Raw genomic sequence first — 22058 nt, 5'->3', positions numbered from 1 at the left:
TCCTTCGCGATCTACACTGAAAGTATACCGACCGGTATGGTTATGTGAAGGACATGCACGCGAACCTGCGCACTGTCGTCCCTCCCGTGGCCCTGGTCGTCCTGTGGAGCTCCGGGTTCATCGGTGCCGAGCTCGGCACCCGCGAGGCACCCGCCTCGACCTTGCTGGCGTGGCGCTACCTGGTGGCGTCCGCGATCCTCGTGGCGATCTGCTGCTGGCGACGCGAACGAGTCGACCGCACCGGAATCCGCCGTCAAGTGGCCCTCGGTGTGCTGTGCCAAGCGGCCTACCTCGGTCTCACCGTGACCGGTGTGGGGCTGGGTGCACCAGCCGGCACGACAGCCCTGATCGCCTCGCTGCAGCCGCTGGTGGTGATCGCCCTGGCCGCGATGATCCTGGCCGAGCGGGTTCACGCTGCACAGCTGCTCGGGCTCGGCCTGGGCCTCGGCGGGGTCGTGCTGGTGGTGTCCGGGGACCTGTCGGCCGGCGACGCGCCGTGGTGGGCCTATCTGCTGCCGGTCGGCGGCATGCTGGCGCTCTCGGTCGGCACGGTCCTCCAGCAGCGCTGGCAGCCCCGTGAGTCGGTGCTGATGGCCCTCACGATCCAGACCGTCACCGGAGCCGTGGCCTTCTGGCTGTTGGCGCTGGTGGAGGGCACGGTCGACGAGCCGACACCGGCCGGCTTCTGGGTCGCGGTCGCTTGGGTGGTCGTGCTGTCGAGCTTCGGCGGCTACGGCGCCTACCTCTACGTCTCGCGGAAGCAGGGTGCGACGCGGGCGAGCACGTGGCTCTACCTCACCCCGCCGACCACGATGCTGTGGGCCGCCGTGATGTTCGGTGACCGGGTGCACGCAGCGGGTCTGGCCGGCCTCGCCCTGTCCGCTGTCGGCGTCGTGATCGCCTTGCGGAGCGGAGCGAGGTCGCGCGAGGAATCGCGCGAGACGGTGGACGCGCTCAGGTGAGCACCTTGGCCAGGTGGACGCTGTCCGGCTCGTCGGCGTAGTAGCCGAACGCCGGGATCTCCTCGTAGCCCATCGACCGATAGAGGGCGATAGCCTCGGGCTGCCCCAGCCCGGTCTCCAGGATCAACCGCGTGACACCGGCCTCCGCTGCGGACCGCTCGAGCTCGTCGAGAAGCCGTCGGGCCAGGCCACGCCGCTGGAAGGCCGGCCGTACGTACATCCTCTTGATCTCCGCGTCGTCCCACTCGGCCAGTGGCGCGTGGCGTCGCCAGCCGCCCATCGCCGCTGGGACGTCGCCGACGTAGATCATGAAGAAGCGGCCGTTGGGCCCGTCGAACTCGGACGTGTCGACCGGGGCGGTGTCGCCCTCACCGCCGTAGCGCCGGACGTACTCCTGCTGCACCTCGGCGGTCAGCAGCGCCGCGTCGGCGCTGTCGTACGCCGCAGGGCGGAGGTCGTGGGTCATGTCGGCGGGCATCGGGTTCCTCGGGCGTACGGATGTCAACGGGACCGGCTGAGCGCACCACGGAGGGACTGCCTGCCGCCGGTGTTGAGGACGGAGCTCTCGTAGATGCGCGCGGCGAACACGGCCGTGACAGCGGTGGCCACGAGCATGATGATGACGGTGCCCACGACCTGGAGCGGGTCGGTCACGCCGGCCGCGATCCGCAAGGGCATCAACGTCGCCGAGAACGGCGGGATCCACGAGAGGGTCTCGATCCACCCCGAGTCCGGCGTGCTGAGCGAGGCCTGGGCCGCGAAGAAGATCGCGAACGCGAGGATGCTGAGCGGCATCGTGGCGTTGTTGACGTCCTCCTGCCGCGACACCAGCGAGCCGAGCGCGGCGTAGAGGACCGCGAAGAAGGCGAATCCCAGGACGTACCAGAGGATCGAGGCGGCGAACACGGCGATCGCGGTGCTGCCGATCGTCACCACGTCGGTTGCGAGGCCGGTCGCGAGCGCCGCTCCCCCGAAGACCACGACCTGCATCAAGCCGACTGCGCCGATGCCGATCACCTTGCCCACCAACAGCTCCAGCGGCTTGATCGTGGAGAGCAGCAGCTCGACAACCCTGCTGGACTTCTCCTCGACGACACCCATCGCGACGTAGAGCCCGTAGAGGTAGACCGTGAAGAACAGCAGCAGGACCGCGATGTAGGCCAGGGCGACGCGCTGCCCCTTGTCAGGGTCGTCGGGGTCGAGCACGTCGACGTCGATCGACGCGCGTTCCACGTCTGCGGCGAGCCGGTCCGCGTCGACGTCCTGGGCCACCAGGGCCTTTTCCAGTGCGACCTGCTTGCCCGCCGCCTGGAGGATCGACTCGAGCTCGCTGTCGAGCTCGTCCTGGCTCACGGCGTCCACCGATCCGTCTTCGTGACCGATCACGGCGACGTCCAGCTCGCCGTCCTTCACCCGGTCGCGTGCCTTCGACTCGCTGCCTTGGGCGCGGATCTCCACGTCGTGTCCCAGAGCCTTGGCGGACTGCTTGATGGCAACGACCAGCGCCCGGTCGTCCCCGGTCGTCCCGATTGCTGTGGGGTCCTCGTCGCCGGACGCCATGGCGTAGACGATCTGCCCGCCGACCAGGATGGCGACCATGACCGCCGTGCTGATGGCGTAGGCCTTGGTCATGACGCGCGAGGTGAACTCGCGCTGGGCGACGAGCGAGGCGAGGTGCCAGGACACCTTCGACGTACGAGCGCCGGTCACGCCGACACCGCTTCACGGTAGAGCTCTGACAGCTTGGGCTGCACCCGCCCGAACCGGCTCACCGGCCCGTGACGCAGCGCGGCCGCCAGCACGTCCTGGTCACCGGACGGGTCCTCGACCTCGAGGAGGAACCGGTCGCCACTCGCGGAGATCGTCGTCACGCCGTGCAGCTCGTCGGCCCATCCGGCTGGCGCCTCGGTGACGACCTCGAGCCGGACGGGCTGGCCCGACCGCAGCTCGTCGACCGTGCCGACCGCGACCAGCGAGCCGTCAGCGATGATCCCCACGCGGTCGCACAGCTGCTCGACGAGCTCCAGCTGATGGCTGGAGAACAGCACGGGGACCCCCGACGAGCTCTTCTCGCTCAGCACCTCGCTCATGACGTCGACCGCCACGGGGTCGAGCCCGGAGAACGGCTCGTCCAGGACGAGGACGGCCGGGTCGTGGACCAGGGCGGCCGCGAGCTGGACGCGTTGCTGGTTGCCGGTGCTCAACGTGTCGACGTGGTCGTCCACGCGGTCGCTGACACCCAGGCGCTCGATCCAGTGCCGCATCGACTCAGTGGCCTCGGCCGCGGTCATCCCGTGCAGACGGGCGAAGTAGACGAGCTGCTCACCGACCTTCATCTTCGGGTAGAGCCCGCGCTCGGCCGGCATGTAGCCGAACCGGCGCCGTGCTGGGGCATCGAGGGGGACGCCGTCCAGGAGGACTCGCCCGGAGTCCGCCGACAGCACGCCCAGCAGGATCCGCATCGTCGTGGTCTTGCCGGCGCCGTTGCTGCCGACGAACCCGAAGAGCTCGCCGCGGCCCACGGTGAAGCTCAGGTCGTCGAGAGCCTTCAGGTCCCCGTACGTCTTGCAGACGTGCTCGAGCGTCAATCCCGTCGTCATCTTCTCCCCGGAGACTGTGGGTGGAGCTTGCCGTGCGGCGCGGAGCTAGAGGTACTGGCCGGTGTTGGCAACCGTGTCGATCGAGCGGCCTGGCTCGTTGCCGCTCTTGCCGGAGATGAGGGTGCGGATGAACACGATGCGCTCGCCCTTCTTGCCCGAGATCCGCGCCCAGTCGTCGGGGTTGGTCGTGTTGGGCAGGTCCTCGTTCTCCTTGAACTCGTCGAGGCAGGCCTGCAGCAGGTGCTGCACCCGCAGCCCGCGCTGTCCGTGCTCGAGCAGGTCCTTGATCGCCATCTTCTTGGCCCGGTCGACGATGTTCTGGATCATGGCACCGGAGTTGAAGTCCTTGAAGTAGAGGACCTCCTTGTCACCGTTGGCGTAGGTGACCTCGAGGAACTGGTTGTCCTCGGACTCGGTGTACATGCGCTCGACCGTGCGCTGGATCATGCCGGACACGCAGGCCTGGCGATCGCCGTTCCACTCCGCCAGGTCGTCCGCGTGCAGCGGCAGGCCGGCCGTGAGGTACTTGCTGAAGATGTCGGTCGCGGACTCCGCGTCGGGGCGCTCGATCTTGATCTTGACGTCGAGGCGCCCGGGACGCAGGATCGCCGGGTCGATCATGTCCTCGCGGTTGGAGGCGCCGATCACCAGGACGTTCTCGAGCCCCTCGACCCCGTCGATCTCGCTCAGCAGCTGCGGGACGATCGTGTTCTCGACGTCGGAGGAGACGCCGGAGCCGCGGGTGCGGAACAGCGAGTCCATCTCGTCGAAGAACACGATGACCGGGGTGCCCTCGCTCGCCTTCTCGCGGGCCCGCTGGAACACCAGGCGGATGTGCCGCTCGGTCTCGCCGACGTACTTGTTGAGCAGCTCGGGACCCTTGATGTTGAGGAAGTACGAACGGCCTTCCTCGCCGGTGCGCTCGGAGACCTTCTTGGCCAGCGAGGCGGCGACGGCCTTGGCGATCATGGTCTTGCCGCAGCCGGGAGGGCCGTAGAGCAGGACGCCCTTGGGTGGCTTGAGCTCGTGCTCGATGAAGATCTCGGGGTGCAGGTAGGGCAGCTCGACCGCGTCACGGATGGACTCGATCTGGTTGCGCAGGCCGCCGATGCTCTCGTAGTCGATGTCGGGGACCTCCTCGAGCACCAGGTCCTCGACCTCGCTCTTGGGGATGCGCTCGTAGACGTAGCCCGACCGGGAGTCGAGGAGCAGCGAGTCACCCGGACGGAGCTTGGTGCCCTCGAGCGACTCCGCGAGGCGCACGATGCGCTCCTCGTCGGCGTTGCCCATCACGAGGGCGCGCTCGTTGTCGGCCAGGATCTCCTTGAGCGACACGACCTCGCCGACGAGCTCGAAGTCGAGCGCCGTGACGACGTTCATGGCCTCGTTGAGGATGACCTCCTGACCCTTCTGGAGGGCGTCCTTGTCGACCGAGGGGCTGACGTTGACGCGGAGCTTGCGGCCACCCGTGAAGACGTCGACGGACTCGTCGTCGTTGCGCTGGAGGAACGTGCCGAAGCCCGTCGGGGGCTGCGCCAGTCGGTCGACCTCTTCCTTGAGGGACACGATCTGGTCGCGGGCCTCGCGCAGCGTCGAGCTCAGTCGCTCGTTCTGCGAGCTGGTCGCGCTGAGCCTGGCCTCGAGCTCGGAGAGCCGGGAGTCCGTGGACCCCTCTGTGCCGAGACGCCGCCTGAGGTGCTCGACCTCCGCGCGCAAGTACGCGAGCTCCTGGTCGGAGCCGCTCGTCTGGATGGGCTCGTTGTCGGTCATGGCCACCTCCTGCTCGTACGAACGACCCTACCCGTCTGCACCAGAACTTCGTCTGTCATCTCGACCACAGGGAAAGTGTCTTTTGGGTGACGGCGTGCACGCGTGGCTACTCGGGGACGAATCCGGCCGGCCGCGGGCCGGTGTAGTCGGGCCCGTACGCCCCGGGCGCCGGGCGCCGGGACTTCTCCAGCGCCGTCTGGCCGGGGGCCATCCGGCGGGCCGTCACGAGGAATGCGGTGTGGCCGTTCATCCTGTGGTCGGGGCGGACGGCGAGGCCCTCGAGGTGCCAGTCGCGCTCGAGGGTCTCCCACGCGCGGGGCTCGGTGAAGCCGCCCTGCTCCCGCACGGTCTCGACGAACCGCGACAGCTGGGTCGTCGTCGCGACGTACGCGCAGATGATGCCGCCCGGCACCAGCCGCTCGGCGGCGAGCGGGATGCAGGTCCACGGGTCGACCATGTCGAGGATCAGCCGGTCGATCTCGGTCTCGCTGATGACCTCGCGCACGTCGCCCACCGTCAGCGTCCAGCCCGGAGGGTTGGGACCCGCGACCTGGTGGACGTTGCGGACGACGTTCTCCGCGAAGTCCTCGCGGATCTCGTACGAGCCGAGCGTCCCCTCGGGACCGATCGCCCGCAGGAGGTAGGCCGTGAGGCTGCCGGAGCCGGCGCCGGCCTCGACGACACGAGCGCCCGGGTAGATGTCGGCCTGGGCCACGATCTGGGCCGCGTCCTTGGGATAGATGATCGCGGCGCCGCGCGGCATCGACACGACGTACTCGAACAGCAGGGGGCGGAACACCTGGTAGGGCGCGCCCATGGAGGACTCGATGACGATGCCCTCGGGCTGACCGATCATGGCGTCGTGCTTGAGCTGGCCCTTCTTGGTCGAGTACTCAGCACCGACGGCCAGCTGCACGTTGTGCTTGCGGCCCTTGGGGTCCGTCAGGCGTACCCACTCGCCGGGCTCGAGCGGCCCGCTGCGCATGAACGACGTCATCGCCGCCCCGCCCGGTAGGCCTCGTCGACGGCGCGCGCGGTGAGTACCCCGTAGACCGTGCCGTCCTGCTCCATCAACGCGTACGCCTCTGCGGGTCGTGCTGCCATGGCCTTCAACAGGTGTGCTCCGTGCAGGTCGGCCGAGAGCTGCTCGGCGTTGGGTGGTGGGGTGGCGCCGGGGAATCCGATCTCACGTGCGACCAGGGCGTTGATGCGGGCCGAGCGGCCGGCGTTGGCGAGCGCGTCGCCGGCGCCCTGCCACAGGAAGAACCCGACCAGCACCGCGATCGCGACGTCGATCTCGAAGCTCGGCTCGCCCGCGCGGGTCAGCGCGTAGGCGACGATCGCGACAGCCGTGACGCGGCCGAACCAGGCGGCGATCCGGATGCCGGTCTCCTCGCGGCCGGTGACCTGCCAGATCACCGCGCGGAAGACGCGGCCACCGTCGAGCGGGAGCCCCGGCAGCATGTTGAAGATCGCCACGAGGATGTTGACCTGGGCGACGGCGTACATCACGTCTGCGGGGGTGCCGTTGAGCGACGGCTCCACGGCGAAGCACACCAGGCCGATCGCGAACGAGGACAACGGCCCGGCGATCGAGACGGCCAGCTCCTGCCACGGGGTGCGGCTCTCGCCCTCGATGAGGGTCTCGCCACCCAGGAGGTGCAGCGTGACGGAGTGCACGCGCATGCGGAAGCCTCGCGCCACGGCCACGTGCGCGAGCTCGTGGATCAGCACCGACACGTACAGCGCCAGCACGAAGGCCAACGCGAGGACGTACGGATTGGCGTCGGTGCGGTCGTCGAACCGCGGGGCGAACAGCAGGATGAGCGCAGCGCCCATGACCAGCAACGACGGCTTGATCAGCACGTCGACGCCGACGAGGCGTCCGAGGCGCCAGGCGCCCGGGTGCTGGGTTGAGCTCACCGGGTCAACCTATCGGGTTCCACCGGCCCGGGCCGCCTCGCCGGGAGCGGACAGGGCCGATGCAGGGCAGACTGGAGGGCATGAGCGAAGTACCCCCAGAAGACCCCCGGATCGCCGAGGACCCTGACGACGACCCCAAGCACAAGGCCACCGACCCCAATCTCGACAGCGAACCGGACGACCCAGATGCACCGGCGCCGTTCTCGGGCCCGTACTCCTGACCCTCCGCCACGTGCTGCCGGGATTCGTCGGTGGCCGCAACTAGTCTGTTGGCATGGACGACGTCGACACGCTGCTGACCGTACGCCGGTCGTTGTCGCCGAGCCGCGCCGGCGACTTCCAGAACTGCCCCCTGCTCTACCGCTTCCGCACGATCGACCGGCTCCCCGAGCCCGCCGACCCGGTCATGGTCAGGGGCACGCTGGTGCACGCCGTCCTCGAGGACCTGTTCGGCGAGGAGGCTCCGGGCCGTACGCTCGACCGCGCCGTCGAGCTGCTGCCCGGTGAGTGGGACAAGCTCCGGTCCGAGGAGCCCCGGCTCGCCGATCTGTTCACCGTCGAGCAGGCTGCCGACGAGACCGCTTGGCTCGCCTCGTGCGTCGACCTGCTGCGCACCTACTTCGCCATGGAGGACCCCCGCTGGCTCGAGCCGGCTTCGCGTGAGGAGCGGGTGTCCTACGAGCTCGAGTCCGGCGTGACGTTCGCCGGCATCGTCGACCGCATCGACATCGCCCCCGACGGCCGCGTCAGGGTGGTCGACTACAAGACTGGCCGGTCCCCCAACCCGCGGTTCGAGGACAAGGCGATGTTCCAGATGCGGTTCTACGCGCTGGTCATCTGGCGCACCCGCGGTGTCCTGCCGACGTTGCTCCAGCTGATGTATCTCGGCGACGGATCGTTCCTGACGTACGAGCCCGACGAGCAGGAGCTGCTCGCGACCGAGCGAAAGCTGGTGGCGCTGTGGGCCGCGATCGAGCGAGCCATCGAGCTGCGCGACTTCCCGCCGCGCAAGAGCGGCCTGTGCGGGTGGTGCGCCCACAAGGCGCTGTGCCCCGAGTTCGGCGGTACTCCCCCGGAGATGCCGTTGTTCGAGATCGTCAACGTCCCGCAGGCGTCCTGACCCGTACGGTGTGGGCATGACGACTCCCCTCGCCGACGTGCTGGCAGCCGTACCGTCCCTCAACCAGCCCGGCGAGCCATTCGCCTTCGCAGCCGAGGGCGATACGATCGTCGGCTCCTGGGACATCGTCAAGGCGACCTCGCTCTACCCGACCGAGCTCACGTCGATCGATCGTGACTACCGCATCACGGTCACCTTCGACATCGCCAAGGACACCTACGACTTCAATGAGGTCCACACAGCGACCACGACCTCGGTCGACGCCGACAGCGCCGGCTTCCAGAAGAGCTTCTTCTCCGGCAAGACCAGCAGCAAGGAGTTCAGCTTCGAGCTCGGCGGCATCAACAAGACCGACGACGGGGTCTCGATCAAGCCGGTCGCCTACTCGTTCTCGACCAAGCGCATCAAGGAGCCGTTGTTCACGTTCCTCGAGCAGCACGGCTGGCGACGGAGGAAGGGCCTGCTCGGCGGCTTGTTCAACCGCTGATCGCTCTAGGCGAAGAGCGCGTCCAGAGCGTCGGGCGCGAGCCCCTCCAACGTCGGGATCTGCACCCGTCGATCCGCTTCGGGCACGTTCACGAAGTGCGGCACGACCAGCACGTCGCAGCCGGCCGCACTCGCCGAGGCGGCACCGGTGCCGGAGTCCTCGATCGCCAGGCAGTCCTTGGCGTTCACGCCCAGCAGCTCGGCCGCCAGCAGGTAGGGATCGGCGTGCGGCTTCGGCCGCGACACGATGTCCCCGGTCACGACCGCCTTGAACGGCAGCGCGGCCACGACAGGCTCGGCGATCGCCGCGTAGGACATCGTGACAAGTGCCTGCGGCACACCTTCGGCCTCGAGGGCCTGGATCAGGTCGCGCGCCCCCGGACGCCAGTCGATGTGCTCGGTCAGCGACGTCGCGAGCTTGGTCACGAGGTAGTCGACCACGTCCTCGGCCGACATCTCGAGCTCGAGCTTCTCACGGATGTAGTGCCCCGAGGCGATCAGCGAGTTGCCGACGAGGGCGAGCCCGTCCTCCTCGGTCCAGATCTTCCCGTGCTCGGCGGCCAAGGCGTGCTCGGCGGCCATCCACAAGGGTTCGGTGTCGACGATGGTGCCGTCGAGGTCCCACAGGACGGCGGCGTATGCGGTCACCCGTCCACCGTAGATCAGCCGGCCGGCGCCGCGATGCGCGCGTCGGTGGTCATGCCCGACAGGGTGTCCACGCGGGCGGAAGGTCCCCGCATCAGCTTGCCGGTCGTGAGATACTGGTGGGACGAAGTTCGGGAGCTCCCGAGGCCCAGGCGAGCCCGCCGCCGGCTGGAGCTCCCCAGCACTCCTGCCGATCAACACCTCGAAGGATTGCTCGATGTCCCACACCCCTCAGCTCCGCCCTGACGCCACGTCCGCCCTGACCGAGCTCCTGCAGAGCCGCATCATGGTGCTGGACGGCGCGATGGGCACGGCGATCCAGCGCGACCGCCCCGACGAGGCGGGCTACCGTGGCGAGCGGTTCGCCGACTGGCCGTCCGACGTGCAGGGCAACAACGACCTCCTGACACTGACGCAGCCCGAGATCATCGCCGGCATTCATCGCGAGTACCTCGAGGGCGGCGCCGACCTCATCGAGACCAACACGTTCAACGCGAACGCGATCTCGTTGGGCGACTACGGCATGGAGGAGCTCGACTACGAGCTCAACTTCGAGTCGGCCCGGCTGGCACGTCGCGAGTGCGACGCGATGACCGAGCGCACGCCCGACAAGCCACGCTACGTGGCCGGTGCCCTGGGCCCCACGACCCGCACCGCGTCGATCTCGCCCGACGTCAACGACCCGGGGGCGCGCAACGTGACGTGGGACCAGCTCGTCGACGCCTACAAGACGGCCGGTCGCGGACTGCTCGACGGCGGCTCGGACGTCCTGTTCATCGAGACGATCTTCGACACGCTCAACGCCAAGGCGGCGATCTTCGCGGTCGAGACGCTGTTCGAGGAGTACGACCGGCGCTGGCCTGTCATCATCTCCGGCACGATCACCGACGCCTCCGGACGCACGTTGTCGGGGCAGGTCACCGAGGCGTTCTGGCACTCGGTCCGGCACGTCAACCCGTTGCTCGTCGGCCTCAACTGTGCTCTGGGCGCCAAGGAGATGAGGCCCTACATCGCCGAGATGGCGCGCATCGCCGACACGTTCGTGTCCTGCTACCCCAACGCCGGCCTCCCGAATGCGTTCGGAGAGTACGACGAGGAGCCCGAGCAGACGGCCGCGATCATCGCGGAGTTCGCCGACAGCGGGTTCGTCAACCTTGTGGGTGGCTGCTGCGGCACGACGCCGGCGCACATCGCCGCGATCGCCAAGGCCGTCGAGGGCAAGACTCCGCGTGTACCCGCCGAGGCGACGCCGGCACTGCGCCTGTCGGGTCTCGAGCCCGTCACGGTCGTCGACGAGTCGCTGTTCGTCAACGTCGGTGAGCGGACCAACATCACCGGATCCGCCCGCTTCCGCAACCTCATCAAGGCCGGCGACTACACCGCCGCGCTTGCCGTCGCGCGCCAGCAGGTCGAGGCCGGGGCCCAGGTCATCGACATCAACATGGACGAGGGCATGATCGACGGCGTCGCGGCGATGGACCGCTTCACCAAGCTCGTCGCGACCGAGCCCGACATCTGTCGCGTGCCGACCATGATCGACTCCTCGAAGTGGGAGGTCATCGAGGCCGGTCTCAAGTGCGTCCAGGGCAAGTCGATCGTCAACTCGATCTCCATGAAGGAGGGCGAGGAGAAGTTCGTCCGCGAGGCCCGGCTGTGCCGCAAGTACGGTGCCGCGGTCGTCGTGATGGCCTTCGACGAGGAGGGTCAGGCGGACAACCTCGAGCGACGCAAGCAGATCTGCCAGCGCGCGTACGACATCCTGGTCAACGAGGTGGGCTTCCCGCCCGAGGACATCATCTTCGACCCCAACGTGTTCGCCGTGGCGACGGGCATCGAGGAGCACGCCAACTACGGCGTCGACTTCATCGAGGCGACGCGGTGGATCAAGCAGAACCTGCCGGGGGCGCTGGTCTCCGGCGGTGTCTCCAACGTGTCGTTCTCGTTCCGCGGCAACAACCCGGTGCGCGAGGCCATCCACGCGGTGTTCCTCTACCACTCGATCGCGGCCGGCATGGACATGGGCATCGTCAACGCCGGTGCCCTCGAGGTCTACGACGAGGTGCCGGAGCTGCTGCGCGACCGCATCGAGGACGTCGTCCTCAACCGGCGGCCGGACTCCACCGAGCGCCTGCTCGAGATCGCCGCTGACTTCGCCGGTGACGGCTCGGTCAAGGAGGTGGCGTCCGAGGAATGGCGCTCGCTGCCTGTGGGCGAGCGGATCACGCACGCTCTGGTCAAGGGCATCGACGAGTTCGCCGAGTCCGACACCGAGGAGCTCCGCACGCTGATCTCCGAGCGTGGCGGTCGACCCATCGAGGTCATCGAGGGCCCGCTGATGGACGGCATGAACGTCGTCGGCGACCTGTTCGGCGAGGGCAAGATGTTCCTTCCTCAGGTCGTGAAGTCGGCTCGCGTGATGAAGAAGGCCGTCGCCTACCTCATCCCGTTCATCGAGGCCGAGAAGCAGCCCGGCGACGTCGAGCGCAGCAACGGCAAGGTCGTCATGGCCACGGTCAAGGGCGATGTGCACGACATCGGCAAGAACATCGTCGGTGTCGTCCTGCAGTGCAACAACTACGACGTCGTCGACCTCGGCGTCATGGTGCCGGCGCAGAAGATCCTCGACGCGGCCAAGGAGGAGGGTGCCGATGTCATCGGGCTCTCGGGCCTCATCACGCCGTCGCTCGACGAGATGGTCAACTTCGCCACGGAGATGGAGCGCCAGGGCTTCGACATCCCGCTCATGATCGGCGGTGCCACGACCTCGCGCGCACACACCGCGGTCAAGGTCGCGCAGAAGTATCACGGCCCGGTGATCTGGGTGAAGGATGCGTCGCGCTCGGTCCCGGTCGTCGCCGCTCTGCTGTCGGACGAGCAACGGCCCAAGCTGCTCGCCGACACCGCGGCCGACTACGAGGCGCTGCGTGAGCGCCACGCGGCCCGGCAGGACACCCGTACGCTGCTGCCGATCGACGTGGCCCGCCAGAAGGCGACACCCATCGACTGGAGCGACTACACCCCGCCGCGTCCGCGCATGCTGCTGCAGCAGGCCCGCGACCTGTGCTCCGGCCCGGACTGCGACCACCGTCACGGCGACGCGACCCAGTTCGTCAAGACGCTGACGGACTACTCGCTCGAGGAGCTGCGCCCGTACATCGACTGGCAGCCGTTCTTCAGCGCGTGGGAGATGAAGGGCCGCTTCCCCGACATCCTCAACAACCCGTCGACGGGCGAGGCCGCTCGCAAGCTGTACGACGACGCGCAGGAGATGCTCGACCGGATCATCGCCGAGAAATGGATCCGTGCCAACGGTGTCTTCGGCCTGTTCCCGGCCAACCAGGTCGCCAACGACGACATCGAGGTCTACACCGACGAGTCGCGCTCCGAGGTCAGGACGGTGCTGCACCAGCTGCGCCAGCAGACCGAGGGTCGTGAAGGATCGTCGCGCAAGTCCCTGGCCGACTTCGTGGCTCCCCAGGACACGGGCCTGCGCGACTACGTGGGCGCGTTCGCGGTCACCGCGGGCCTCGGCATCACGGACAAGATCATGGAGTTCAAGAAGGAGCTCGACGACTACAGCGCGATCCTGCTCGAGTCGCTTGCCGACCGGCTCGCCGAGGCGTTCGCCGAGCGGCTCCACGAGCGGGTGCGCAAGGAGTTCTGGGCGCACGCGCCCAACGAGGCGCTCAGCAACGAGGAGCTCATCAAGGAGTCCTACGCCGGGATCCGTCCCGCGCCGGGCTACCCGGCCTGCCCCGAGCACACCGAGAAGCAGACCATCTGGGAGCTGCTCGACGTCGAGGCCAACGCCGGGATCGAGCTGACCGAGAGCATGGCGATGTGGCCCGGTGCTGCGGTCAGCGGTCTCTACTTCTCGCACCCCGAGTCGCAGTACTTCGTCGTCGGACGCATCGGCCGTGACCAGGTCGAGGACTACGCCACCCGCAAGGGCTGGAGCGTCGACGAGGCCGAGAAATGGCTGTCGCCCAACCTCGGGTACCGCACCGAGAACGAATGAGTCCGCATGCCGCGGGCTAGGCTGATGGAGTGACCTTGGAACCGAGCATCCCGCAGCTGCGGGACCCCTGGATGGTGGCTGCCTTCGAGGGGTGGAACGACGCTGCCGACGCGGCATCGGGCACGGTCGACCACCTGATCGAGGAGTGGGACGCCGAGCTGCTGATCGAGCTCGACCCCGAGGACTACTACGACTTCCAGGTCCATCGTCCCCAGGTGCACAACGGCGACGATGGCGACCGGCTGATCACCTGGCCGGCGCCCATGATCTATCACGCCCGGCCGAAGCGGGGCGACCGCGACGTGCTGCTGCTGCGGGCCCCGGAGCCCAACTTCCGCTGGAAGGCGTTCTGCTCGACGGTGCTCGGCGTGGCCAAGCTCGCCGGTGTGAGCGAGCTGATCACCCTCGGGGCCCTGCTGGCGGACTCGCCCCACACGCGGCCGGTGCCGGTCAGCGGATCGACGACCGACGCGGTCCTCATGGAGCGCATGTCGCTGCTGCCGTCGACGTACTCGGGGCCTGTCGGGATCACGTCCGTGCTCAACGAGATGGCGTCGCGGGAGGGCATCGCCTCTGCCTCGTTGTGGGCCGCGGTGCCGCACTACCTCGCCGAGCCGCCGTGCCCCAAGGCGACGTTGGCCCTGCTCGGTGCGGTCGAGGACGCGATGGGCCTGCCGCTCCCCCAGGGTGTGCTGGTCGAGATGACCGATGCGTGGCAGCGCGGCGCCGAGGATCTGACGTCACGCGACGAGGAGATCGCCGAGTACGTCGAGGCGCTCGAGAACGAGCGTGACACCAGTGATCTTCCGGAGGCGTCGGGCGACGCGATCGCGCGCGAGTTCGAGCGTTACCTGCGCCGCCGCAACGACGACCCGGAATAGGTCGCCGCTCTCCTTACCCCAGAACGACTCTCGGTAAAACGGCCAGAAATCCCTGAATTTCGAGGGAACTGCGGGGTACCTCCATGGCTCAGACAAGCCAGGAGGACACATGACGTCATCACACGACTGGGACTCCGGATCAACCGGGCCGTCCCAGGGCCAGCCGTCGGCGACAGGCACGGGATCGTTCGACAGTCCAGGGTCGAGCGCATCTGGCGGCGACGCCAAGGAGCGTGCGCAGCAGGCCGCCGGCACCGCCAAGGAGCAGGGCGCCCACGTCGCCGACACCGCCAAGAGCGAGGCGCAGCAAGTAGTCGGCGAGGCCAAGGAGAAGGCTGCTGATCTGTTGGGCGATGCCCGCTCACAGATCGATCAGCAGTCCAAGTCACAGCTGCAGGCCCTCGCGAGCAAGCTCGAGGAGCTGAGCAGCGAGGTCGACAGCATGGTCGAGGGCAGCAGCGTCCAGGGCACGGTCACGGAGCTGGCACGCCAGCTCTCGGACAAGACCCGGACGCTCAGCAACCGGCTCAGCGATCGTGAGCCCAAGGATGTCCTCGAGGACGTTCGAGGGTTCGCACGGCAGAAGCCCGGCACGTTCCTGCTCGGCGCTCTCGCCGCAGGTGTCGTGGCGGGTCGGCTGACCCGTGGTGCCAAGGAGGCGCACAGCTCGGGCAGCAGCACCGGTTCGGCGTCAGCGTCGGCTCCGACGAGTCCTGGTGGCGCAGCTGGTGCCGCTGGTGTCAGCGCACCGCCGACACCGGCGCCGACCGCAGGCGACTTGTCGAGCGGTTCGGCCGTGGGCGGTCTGGGTGGGGATCCGGCGGTTCCTGCCGGCCAGAACGCCGGGGGCCGGCCGTGACGGTCCCGGGCGAGCCCAACCCCCAGGAGGACACGAGATCGCTCGGCGAGATCGTGGGTGACATCGCCACGGATCTGAGCACGATGGTCCGTTCTGAGCTGGAGCTCGCCAAGACCGAGGCCAAGCAGGAGGTCACCCGAGCGGGCAAGGGTGCGGGCCTGTTCGGCGGCGCCGCAGTCAGCGGCTACTTCGCCTTGCTGTTCCTGTCCCTGTTCGCGATGTATCTCCTGGGCAAGGGCATGGAGCTGCAGTGGGCTGCGCTGATCATGTTCGCGATCTGGGCGGCCATCGCGGCGGTCGCGGCGCAGATGGGCCGCAAGCAGATGAAGCAGGTCAACCCCAAGCTCGAAACCACGCAGAAGACTCTGAAAGAGGACATCCAATGGGCAAAGAACCAGAAGTGATCGAGAAGGACATCGCCGAGACCAGGGAGGACCTGTCCCGGGACTTCGACGCACTGGCCGACAAGGTCAGCCCGAGCCGGGTCGTCGGCCGGCAGGTCGAGTCCGTCAAGGGCACGTTCACCGGTGTCAAGGACAAGGTCATGGGCTCAGCGCAGGGCACGGGCGGCGCGGTCGCCGCGGCTCCGGGCCAGGCGGCCAGCTCGGTCACGAACGCAGCCCAGGGCAACCCCTTGGCTGCGGGCGTGATCGCGTTCGGTCTGGGCTGGCTGGTCTCCTCGCTGGCTCCGGCCACCCAGAAGGAGGCGCAGCTCGCTGGTCAGGCGGTCGACGCCGCCAAGGAGCACGCCCAGCCGCTGGTCGATCATGCCAAGTCAGTCGGCCAGGAGATGGGCGCTGACCTGAAGGACAAGGCGACCGAAGCCGCGACCGAGCTGAAGGACTCCGCCCAGGAGTCCGCCCAGCACGTCAAGGACGAGGGCCAGTCAGCAGCTGACTCCGTCAAGGAAGACGCCAAGGGCAGCTGACCTCGGCACACCAGGTGGTCCCGTGCGCCTCGGCGCACGGGACCGTCGTCATTCCTGCTTCGCGGGATGTTCTCGCGTGGCTGGCTCGTCCGGGCCGTAGTGCTTCCGGCGCAGCAGCAGTGGCAGCAGCAGCACCGCCAGACCGGCGTAGAAGACCGGCTCGAAGCCGGTGAGGATGTAGGTCACGGCCAAGATGCCGGCCACGACCCACCGGAGGACGTCGAGCCGGCGTGTCGAGGGCTTCTGCATCACAGCGCCACGCCGAGCAGCGCGTCGACCGCGGTGCGCACCGTGCGGCCGGCCTGCGGGTCAGCGGCTGAGTCGTCCGCTGCCCATGCATCGACAGCGGCCAGAGCGGAGGGGGCGTCGAGGTCGTTCGCCAGCGCGGCGCGCAGGGCGTCGAGCACCTCGGTGCCGCTCGGCGCCAGCGGCCGGCTGACGGCGTCGCGCCACGCGGCGAGCCGGGCCTCCGCCGTGGTGAGCTCGTGGTCGAACCACTCCCAGTCGCTGCGGTAGTGATGGGCCAGCAGGGCCAGCCGGATCGCCATCGGGTCGCGGCCGTCAGCGCGGAGCTGGGACACCAGGACGAGGTTGCCCTTGGACTTGGACATCTTCTCGCCCTCGAACCCGACCATGCCGGCGTGGACGTACGCCTGGGCGAAGGCCTCGTGCGTCACGACCGTCGCCTCGGACGCCGACATCTCGTGGTGCGGGAACACCAGGTCCGACCCCCCGCCCTGGACGTCGAAGGAGACGCCGAGGTGCTGGAGGGCGATCGCGGCGCACTCGACGTGCCAGCCGGGCCGACCCTTGCCGAGCGAGGTCTCCCACGAGGGCTCGTCGGGCCGCTCGGCCTGCCACAGCAGGCAGTCCAAGGGGTGCTTCTTGCCCGGCCGGTCGGGGTCTCCCCCACGTTCGGGGAAGATGCGCAGCATCTCGGCCTCGTCGAGGCCGGACACGCCGCCGAACGCCGGGTCCGCGTGGACGTCGAAGTAGAGGTCGTCGTCGACGCGGTAGACCGAGCCGGCCTCGTCGAGGCGGCCGATGAGATCCACGACGAGATCGATGGTCTCGACGGCGCCGACGTAGTTGGCCGGCGGGATGATCCGCAGTGCGGTCATGTCCTCGCGGAACAGGTCGATCTCGCGCGCAGCCAGGTCGGCCCAGTCGACGCCGGTGGCGATCGCGCGCTCGATCAGCGGGTCGTCGACGTCGGTGACGTTCTGGGTGTAGTCCACGTCCAGTCCGCGGTCGCGCCACGCGCGCTGCAGCAGGTCGAACGCGAGATAGGTCGCGGCGTGACCCATGTGCGTCGCGTCGTACGGCGTGATGCCGCAGACGTAGAGACGGGCGGCGGCGCCGGCTGGGTCACTGGGTCGCACCTCGCCCGTCGCCGTGTCGTGGATGCGTACGACCGGTCCTTCACCGAGTCCGAGGTCGCCGAGTGACGGGACATCAGGACGAGACCAACTACGCATGAGGCGAGCGTATCGGCTGGCTGGCTGCGGCCTGTCGACGGCGTCGCCGTGGTCGGCGAGGGCAGAATGTCGTCGTGATCATCGACAGCGCGGTCTACCGCGACGGGATTCGGGAATCGACCAAGGACGACAAGGAGTCGCTCGACGCGGCCCTGGCGGGACTCGGCGAGGACGACTTCCTGTGGATCGGCATCGGCAACCCGACAGCGGACGAGATGCACCGGGTCGCTGCGTCGCTGCAGCTGCACCCGTTAGCCGTCGAGGACGCTCTCGAGGCGCACCAACGACCCAAGGTCGAGCGCTACGAGGACCACCTGTTCATGTCGATCCGCACAGTGACCTACAGCGACGACGACATCACGACGCACGAGGTCAACATCTTCCTCGGCAAGAACTTCCTGCTGACGGTGCGTCACGGCGGCCCGACCCTCAAGGAGGCCAGGCGCGCGGCGGAGCAGATGATCGAGCCGCTGTCGCACGGCCCGACGGCGGCCTTGTACGCGGTCGTCGACAAGATCGTCGACCACTACGAGGAGGTCGCCGCTGAGCTGGAGATCGACGTGCAGGAGGTCGAGACGTCGGTGTTCTCGACCGAGCGGTCCAACGACTCCACCCGGATCTACCGCCTCAAGCGCGAGACGCTGGAGTTCCGGCGCGCGGTGACACCGCTCAAGGAGCCGATCATGCGGTTCGCGCAGGGCACGATGCCGGAGGACTCGCGGCCGTACTTCCGGGACATCGGTGACCACCTCGCTCGCGCGGCAGAGGCGATCGACGCGATCGACCACCTGCTCGACAACGCCTTGCAGGCCCACCTGGCGCAGCTGAGCGTCCAGCAGAACGAGGACATGCGCAAGCTGACCGCGGGCGCCACGATCTTCGCCGTGCCGACCGCCATCGCCGGGATCTACGGCATGAACTTCGAGCACATGCCGGAGCTCACCTGGACGTACGGCTATCCGCTCTGCCTCGCCCTCATCGGCGGGCTGTGCACCTACATCTACCGCCGCTTCAAGCGTTCCGGCTGGCTCTAGCCGACGGTGGTGCCGGCCGTGATGACGCCGGCACCGACGAGGATCAGCACGAGCGATCCCAGCCCGATGCGATAGAACACGAACGGCGTGTACGAGCGCGTGCTGACGTAGCGCAGCAGCCAGTGGATCACCGCGAGGCCGACGATGAACGACACGATCGTGCCCACGATCGTGGGCCCGACGCCATAGTCGTTCTCGCCGCCGATGTCCTTGAGCTTGTAGACCCCGGCGCCGACGACCGCAGGGATCGCGAGTAGGAACGCGTAGCGGGTCGCGGCCGCGCGCTCGTAGCCGAGGAACAGCCCCATGCTGATCGTGGCGCCGGAGCGCGAGACGCCGGGGACGAGGGCGCCGGCCTGTGCGACGCCCAGCAGGATGGCGTGACGCATCGTGAGGTTCTCGATCGGGCTGGACTTGCGGCCGACCCGCTCGGCGATGCCCAGGACGACGCCGAGGACGATCAGGGTCGTGCCGATGACCCAGAGGTTGCGGAACTCCTTGTCGATGAGGTCCTGCAGCAGCAGGCCGAGGACGACGATCGGCAGCGATCCGATGATCACGAACCAACCCATCCGCCACTCGGGCGCCTCGCGCGCCTCACGGGAGAAGACGCCGCGGACCCACCCGGAGCCGATCGTCCAGATGTCACGCCAGAAGTAGAGGACGACCGCGAGCTCGGTGCCGATCTGGATGACCGCCGTGTAGGCCGCGCCTGGATCGTCCCACCCGAAGAACTTGGGGAAGATCGCGAGATGCGCACTGCTGGAGATGGGCAGGAACTCTGTCAGGCCCTGGATGAGACCCAGGACCACGGCACGAAGGAAATCCACCGTGCGAGCCTACCGGCCACGCTTCACCTGCCGGACTAGCCTTGCGGCATGCAGTATCGCCGCGTTGGTGCATCGGGGCTGGAGGTGTCACGGCTCGCCCTCGGCACCATGACGTGGGGCACCGCGGTCGATGCGTACGACGCCGAGGAGCAGCTGTCGACCTTCGTCGAGGCCGGCGGCACGCTCGTCGACACCGCCCCGATCTACGGGGACGGGGCCTGCGAGGAGCTGCTGGGCACCCTCGTCAACAAGGCCGACCTGCGCGACCGCATCGTGCTCGCGGGCAAGGCCGGGCTGATCAAGCGCGGCGACCGCATCGATCGCGACAGCTCACGGCGTACGCTGCTCGACCAGCTCGACCTCTCGTTGCGGCAGCTCGGCACCGACCACCTCGACCTCTGGCAGATCCACGCGTGGGACTCCGAGACGCCGATCGAGGAGACGCTGGCTGCCCTCGAGCACGCGGTCCGCACCGGTCGTACGCGCTACATCGGCATATCCAACTACACCGGCTGGCAGACCGCGCTCGCGCACACCTGGCTCGCCGAGCGGGCCGACGCCGTCCCGCTGATCAGCACCCAGGTCGAGTACTCCCTCGTGCGCCGCGAGGCCGAGGACGAGGTCGTCCCTGCCGCTGCTCACCTCGGCATGGGCGTGCTGGCCTGGTCGCCGTTGGGCCGTGGCGTGCTCACCGGCAAGTACCGCGGGGGTGTCCCGGCAGACTCGCGCGCCGCGGACCCGGCGTGGGAGGCCTTCGTGTCGAAGTACCTCACGCCGCAGAAGTCGGCCGTCGTCGAGGCGTTGGCTCGCGCCTCCGAGGGCCTCGACGTCACCATCGCGCACGTCGCACTGGCCTGGCTCCTGGCCCGCCCGACGATTGCCTCGGCCGTCGTCGGGGCACGTACGACGTCCCAGCTCCAGGAGAACCTGGCCTCGGAGGATCTCGAGCTCCCGCCCGAGATCATCCAGGCGCTCGACGACGTGTCGGACAGTGCGCGCTAGCCACGATGGTTGGAAGGTGAATCGATGATCGAGTACGAGTTCTGGAACCTCACGATCGACCGCACCAAGTCGCGTTCGGCGGTGTGTCGCATGCTGACCGACGCCGCGGAGTACCAGGGCTGGGAGCTCGACCGATTGCGCAAGGACGGCACCGGGCAGCGGACCGTCGTGCTGCGCCGCAAGATCATCCGCATGCGCAGCACGCTGTAGCGCTAGACGAGGTTGAGGAACTCGTCGAACACCCGCGAGCCGAACTCCAGCGCCTCGACCGGGACACGCTCGTCGACGCCGTGGAACAGGGCCGTGAAGTCGAGATCGGCAGGCAGTCGCAGCGGCGTGAATCCGTACGACGTCATGCCCAGCTTGTGCCAGGCCTTGGCGTCGGTGCCGCCAGACATGAGGAACGGCGCGATGTGCGCCTCGGGGTCCTGGCTGTGCAGCGCGACCGTCATCGCGTCGACGAGGTCGCCCTCGAAGGCGTACTCGAGCGCCGCGTCGCTGATGTAGGGCTCGACCGTGACGTGGTCACCGACCACGCCCTGCACCGCCGGCAGGAACGAGTCGGCGTGGCCGGGCAGGTAGCGGCCGTCGACGTAGGCGATCGCCTCCCCGGGCACGACGTTGTGCTTGTAGCCGGCCTCCAGCATCGTGGCGTTCGTCGTGTTGCGGATGCCCGCGCCGATCATGCGCACGGCGGGCCCGAAGTGCTCGAGCAGCTCGTCGGCAGAGCCCTCCTTGCCGGTCAGCTCGCGCACCTTGGTCAGCAGCAGCTCCATCGACGGACCGGGCTCGGCAGGCCAGCGGTGCTCACCCAGGGCCAGGAGCGCGGTCGACAGGTGGGTGATCGCGTTGTCGTCGTTGCGCATCGATCCGTGCCCGGCCGTGCCACGCGCGCGCAGGCGCATCCAGGCGATGCCCTTCTCGCCGGACTCGATGAGGTAGAGCCGCTTGCCGCCGACCTCCGTGGAGAATCCGCCGACCTCGCCGACCGCCTCGGTGCATCCCTCGAACAGGTGCGGGTGGTGCTCGACGAGCCAGTGTGCGCCGAGCGAGCCTCCGGCCTCCTCGTCGGCAGTGAACACGAGGGTGATGGGTCGGTCCGGGATGGCGCCCGCACGCTGACGGGCGCGGACGACCGACAGCAGCATGCCGTCGAAGTCCTTCATGTCGACCGCGCCGCGGCCGAACAGGTAGCCGTCGACGACCTCAGCCGCGAACGGGTCGACGCGCCAGTCGCTCGCCTGCGCCGGCACCACGTCGAGGTGGCCGTGGATCACGAGGCCGGGCTTGGGAGAGTCCTGGTTGCCCCACCGGGCCACGAGGCTGGCGCGGCCGGGCTCGGACTCGAAGATCTCCGACTCGATGCCGACCTCGGCGAGCGACGCAGCGACGTACTCAGCCGCCTTGCGCTCCCCCGGACCTGAGTCGTCACCGTAGTTGGAGGTGTCGATCCTGATCAGGTCGCGGCAGATGTCGAGCGCTTCGGATTCCGGCGTGTACCCCATACCGTGATCCTACGCAC

23 protein-coding genes are annotated in these 22058 nt (G+C 68.5%); 12 read left to right on the top strand and 11 right to left on the bottom strand.

Annotated features, from left to right (window positions below; genetic code table 11):
* Window positions 1-53 precede the first annotated feature (53 nt).
* Window positions 54-962: a DMT family transporter gene (locus AB0N22_RS04400; protein ID WP_364636549.1), complete on the top strand. Its 909-nt coding sequence runs from the start codon at window positions 54-56 to the stop codon at window positions 960-962.
* On the opposite strand, the gene AB0N22_RS04395 is transcribed toward AB0N22_RS04400, so the two are convergent.
* From AB0N22_RS04395 to AB0N22_RS04370, 6 genes are all read right to left on the bottom strand, one after another.
* Window positions 955-1440 carry a GNAT family N-acetyltransferase gene (locus AB0N22_RS04395; RefSeq protein ID WP_364636547.1) on the bottom strand — a complete coding sequence of 162 codons (486 nt, stop codon included), beginning with the start codon at window positions 1438-1440 and terminating at the stop codon, window positions 955-957. The genes AB0N22_RS04400 and AB0N22_RS04395 overlap by 8 nt on opposite strands.
* Window positions 1441-1463: 23 nt before the next feature.
* Window positions 1464-2672 carry an ABC transporter permease gene (locus AB0N22_RS04390; RefSeq protein WP_364636545.1) on the bottom strand — a complete coding sequence of 403 codons (1209 nt, stop codon included), beginning with the start codon at window positions 2670-2672 and terminating at the stop codon, window positions 1464-1466.
* Entirely contained in the window at window positions 2669-3562 is an 894-nt protein-coding gene (locus AB0N22_RS04385) for an ATP-binding cassette domain-containing protein (protein WP_364636543.1), read from the bottom strand. Before AB0N22_RS04385 ends, AB0N22_RS04390 begins: the two co-directional genes overlap by 4 nt.
* A gap of 45 nt (window positions 3563-3607) precedes the next feature.
* Window positions 3608-5332: a proteasome ATPase gene (gene arc / locus AB0N22_RS04380; protein WP_364636541.1), complete on the bottom strand. Its 1725-nt coding sequence runs from the start codon at window positions 5330-5332 to the stop codon at window positions 3608-3610.
* A gap of 106 nt (window positions 5333-5438) precedes the next feature.
* Complete coding sequence (locus AB0N22_RS04375; protein WP_364636539.1) at window positions 5439-6329, bottom strand: tRNA (adenine-N1)-methyltransferase; 891 nt, start codon at window positions 6327-6329, stop codon at window positions 5439-5441.
* Window positions 6326-7255: a site-2 protease family protein gene (locus AB0N22_RS04370; RefSeq protein WP_364636537.1), complete on the bottom strand. Its 930-nt coding sequence runs from the start codon at window positions 7253-7255 to the stop codon at window positions 6326-6328. The genes AB0N22_RS04375 and AB0N22_RS04370 overlap by 4 nt, the downstream gene beginning before the upstream one ends.
* Before the next feature lie 80 nt (window positions 7256-7335).
* On the opposite strand from AB0N22_RS04370, the gene AB0N22_RS04365 reads away from it, so the two are divergent.
* From AB0N22_RS04365 to AB0N22_RS04355, 3 genes are read left to right on the top strand one after another with little or no spacing between them, the layout of a single operon-like run.
* Window positions 7336-7476 (top strand): hypothetical protein, encoded by a 141-nt coding sequence (locus AB0N22_RS04365; RefSeq protein ID WP_364636535.1) that lies wholly within the window; start codon window positions 7336-7338, stop codon window positions 7474-7476.
* 53 nt (window positions 7477-7529) lie between these two features.
* The gene (locus tag AB0N22_RS04360; protein WP_364636533.1) at window positions 7530-8375 is read left to right on the top strand and encodes a PD-(D/E)XK nuclease family protein; all 846 of its coding nucleotides are present in this window, start codon (window positions 7530-7532) and stop codon (window positions 8373-8375) included.
* A gap of 16 nt (window positions 8376-8391) precedes the next feature.
* Complete coding sequence (locus AB0N22_RS04355; RefSeq protein ID WP_364636531.1) at window positions 8392-8862, top strand: hypothetical protein; 471 nt, start codon at window positions 8392-8394, stop codon at window positions 8860-8862.
* A gap of 5 nt (window positions 8863-8867) precedes the next feature.
* On the opposite strand, the gene AB0N22_RS04350 is transcribed toward AB0N22_RS04355, so the two are convergent.
* Window positions 8868-9509, bottom strand: coding sequence for an HAD family phosphatase (locus AB0N22_RS04350; protein WP_364636529.1), 642 nt, complete (start codon window positions 9507-9509; stop codon window positions 8868-8870).
* A gap of 214 nt (window positions 9510-9723) precedes the next feature.
* Between AB0N22_RS04350 and metH the strand changes: the two genes are divergently transcribed.
* From metH to AB0N22_RS04325, 5 genes are all read left to right on the top strand, one after another.
* The gene (gene metH / locus AB0N22_RS04345; RefSeq protein WP_364636527.1) at window positions 9724-13524 is read left to right on the top strand and encodes a methionine synthase; all 3801 of its coding nucleotides are present in this window, start codon (window positions 9724-9726) and stop codon (window positions 13522-13524) included.
* A 29-nt stretch (window positions 13525-13553) separates the two neighbouring features.
* On the top strand, window positions 13554-14405 hold the full coding sequence (locus AB0N22_RS04340; protein WP_364636525.1) for a PAC2 family protein: 852 nt from the start codon (window positions 13554-13556) through the stop codon (window positions 14403-14405).
* Window positions 14406-14514: 109 nt separating this feature from the next.
* On the top strand, window positions 14515-15264 hold the full coding sequence (locus AB0N22_RS04335) for a hypothetical protein (protein WP_364636523.1): 750 nt from the start codon (window positions 14515-14517) through the stop codon (window positions 15262-15264).
* Window positions 15261-15668: a phage holin family protein gene (locus tag AB0N22_RS04330; RefSeq protein WP_364636521.1), complete on the top strand. Its 408-nt coding sequence runs from the start codon at window positions 15261-15263 to the stop codon at window positions 15666-15668. Before AB0N22_RS04335 ends, AB0N22_RS04330 begins: the two co-directional genes overlap by 4 nt.
* Window positions 15665-16192, top strand: coding sequence for a DUF3618 domain-containing protein (locus tag AB0N22_RS04325; RefSeq protein WP_364636519.1), 528 nt, complete (start codon window positions 15665-15667; stop codon window positions 16190-16192). Before AB0N22_RS04330 ends, AB0N22_RS04325 begins: the two co-directional genes overlap by 4 nt.
* 48 nt (window positions 16193-16240) lie before the next feature.
* Here the strand turns inward: AB0N22_RS04325 and AB0N22_RS04320 are convergent, their stop codons facing one another.
* Together AB0N22_RS04320 and mshC are read right to left on the bottom strand one after the other, a co-directional pair.
* On the bottom strand, window positions 16241-16441 hold the full coding sequence (locus AB0N22_RS04320) for a hypothetical protein (protein ID WP_364636517.1): 201 nt from the start codon (window positions 16439-16441) through the stop codon (window positions 16241-16243).
* Window positions 16441-17670, bottom strand: a complete 1230-nt coding sequence (gene mshC, locus AB0N22_RS04315) for a cysteine--1-D-myo-inosityl 2-amino-2-deoxy-alpha-D-glucopyranoside ligase (protein ID WP_364636515.1) — start codon at window positions 17668-17670, stop codon at window positions 16441-16443. Before mshC ends, AB0N22_RS04320 begins: the two co-directional genes overlap by 1 nt.
* A 74-nt stretch (window positions 17671-17744) precedes the next feature.
* On the opposite strand from mshC, the gene corA reads away from it, so the two are divergent.
* Window positions 17745-18704 (top strand): magnesium/cobalt transporter CorA, encoded by a 960-nt coding sequence (corA, locus tag AB0N22_RS04310; protein ID WP_364636513.1) that lies wholly within the window; start codon window positions 17745-17747, stop codon window positions 18702-18704.
* On the opposite strand, the gene AB0N22_RS04305 is transcribed toward corA, so the two are convergent.
* On the bottom strand, window positions 18701-19534 hold the full coding sequence (locus tag AB0N22_RS04305; protein WP_364636511.1) for an undecaprenyl-diphosphate phosphatase: 834 nt from the start codon (window positions 19532-19534) through the stop codon (window positions 18701-18703). The genes corA and AB0N22_RS04305 overlap by 4 nt on opposite strands.
* Window positions 19535-19582: 48 nt before the next feature.
* Here AB0N22_RS04305 and AB0N22_RS04300 point away from each other — a divergent pair, with 48 nt between their 5' ends.
* Window positions 19583-20536, top strand: a complete 954-nt coding sequence (locus tag AB0N22_RS04300; RefSeq protein WP_364636509.1) for an aldo/keto reductase — start codon at window positions 19583-19585, stop codon at window positions 20534-20536.
* A 24-nt stretch (window positions 20537-20560) separates the two neighbouring features.
* Entirely contained in the window at window positions 20561-20746 is a 186-nt protein-coding gene (locus tag AB0N22_RS04295; protein ID WP_364636507.1) for a DUF5703 family protein, read from the top strand.
* Between the two features lie 2 nt (window positions 20747-20748).
* Here AB0N22_RS04295 and AB0N22_RS04290 read toward each other — a convergent pair whose 3' ends face one another.
* A complete protein-coding gene (locus tag AB0N22_RS04290) occupies window positions 20749-22041 on the bottom strand; it encodes a M20/M25/M40 family metallo-hydrolase (protein ID WP_364636505.1) in 1293 nt (430 codons plus the stop codon).
* Window positions 22042-22058 lie beyond the last annotated feature (17 nt).

It is taken from the genome of Aeromicrobium sp. NPDC092404 (assembly GCF_040684095.1).
Taxonomy (GTDB): Bacteria; Actinomycetota; Actinomycetes; order Propionibacteriales; family Nocardioidaceae; genus Aeromicrobium.
The sequence above is the reverse complement of the archived record's forward strand: the minus strand, read 5'-3'. Positions and strand labels throughout refer to the sequence as shown.

Excerpts from the sequence above, each read along its gene's own strand:
- metH (WP_364636527.1), top strand. The coding sequence starts at position 9,724 with ATGTCCCACACCCCTCAGCTCCGCCCTGACGCCACGTCCGCCCTGACC.
- AB0N22_RS04375 (WP_364636539.1), bottom strand. The coding sequence starts at position 6,329 with ATGACGTCGTTCATGCGCAGCGGGCCGCTCGAGCCCGGCGAGTGGGTA.
- AB0N22_RS04300 (WP_364636509.1), top strand. The coding sequence starts at position 19,583 with ATGCAGTATCGCCGCGTTGGTGCATCGGGGCTGGAGGTGTCACGGCTC.
- AB0N22_RS04360 (WP_364636533.1), top strand. The coding sequence starts at position 7,530 with ATGGACGACGTCGACACGCTGCTGACCGTACGCCGGTCGTTGTCGCCG.
- arc (WP_364636541.1), bottom strand. The coding sequence starts at position 5,332 with ATGACCGACAACGAGCCCATCCAGACGAGCGGCTCCGACCAGGAGCTC.
- mshC (WP_364636515.1), bottom strand. The coding sequence starts at position 17,670 with ATGCGTAGTTGGTCTCGTCCTGATGTCCCGTCACTCGGCGACCTCGGA.
- AB0N22_RS04320 (WP_364636517.1), bottom strand. The coding sequence starts at position 16,441 with ATGCAGAAGCCCTCGACACGCCGGCTCGACGTCCTCCGGTGGGTCGTG.
- AB0N22_RS04335 (WP_364636523.1), top strand. The coding sequence starts at position 14,515 with ATGACGTCATCACACGACTGGGACTCCGGATCAACCGGGCCGTCCCAG.
- AB0N22_RS04290 (WP_364636505.1), bottom strand. The coding sequence starts at position 22,041 with ATGGGGTACACGCCGGAATCCGAAGCGCTCGACATCTGCCGCGACCTG.
- AB0N22_RS04355 (WP_364636531.1), top strand. The coding sequence starts at position 8,392 with ATGACGACTCCCCTCGCCGACGTGCTGGCAGCCGTACCGTCCCTCAAC.
- AB0N22_RS04385 (WP_364636543.1), bottom strand. The coding sequence starts at position 3,562 with ATGACGACGGGATTGACGCTCGAGCACGTCTGCAAGACGTACGGGGAC.
- AB0N22_RS04295 (WP_364636507.1), top strand. The coding sequence starts at position 20,561 with ATGATCGAGTACGAGTTCTGGAACCTCACGATCGACCGCACCAAGTCG.
- AB0N22_RS04395 (WP_364636547.1), bottom strand. The coding sequence starts at position 1,440 with ATGCCCGCCGACATGACCCACGACCTCCGCCCTGCGGCGTACGACAGC.
- AB0N22_RS04365 (WP_364636535.1), top strand. The coding sequence starts at position 7,336 with ATGAGCGAAGTACCCCCAGAAGACCCCCGGATCGCCGAGGACCCTGAC.
- AB0N22_RS04400 (WP_364636549.1), top strand. The coding sequence starts at position 54 with ATGCACGCGAACCTGCGCACTGTCGTCCCTCCCGTGGCCCTGGTCGTC.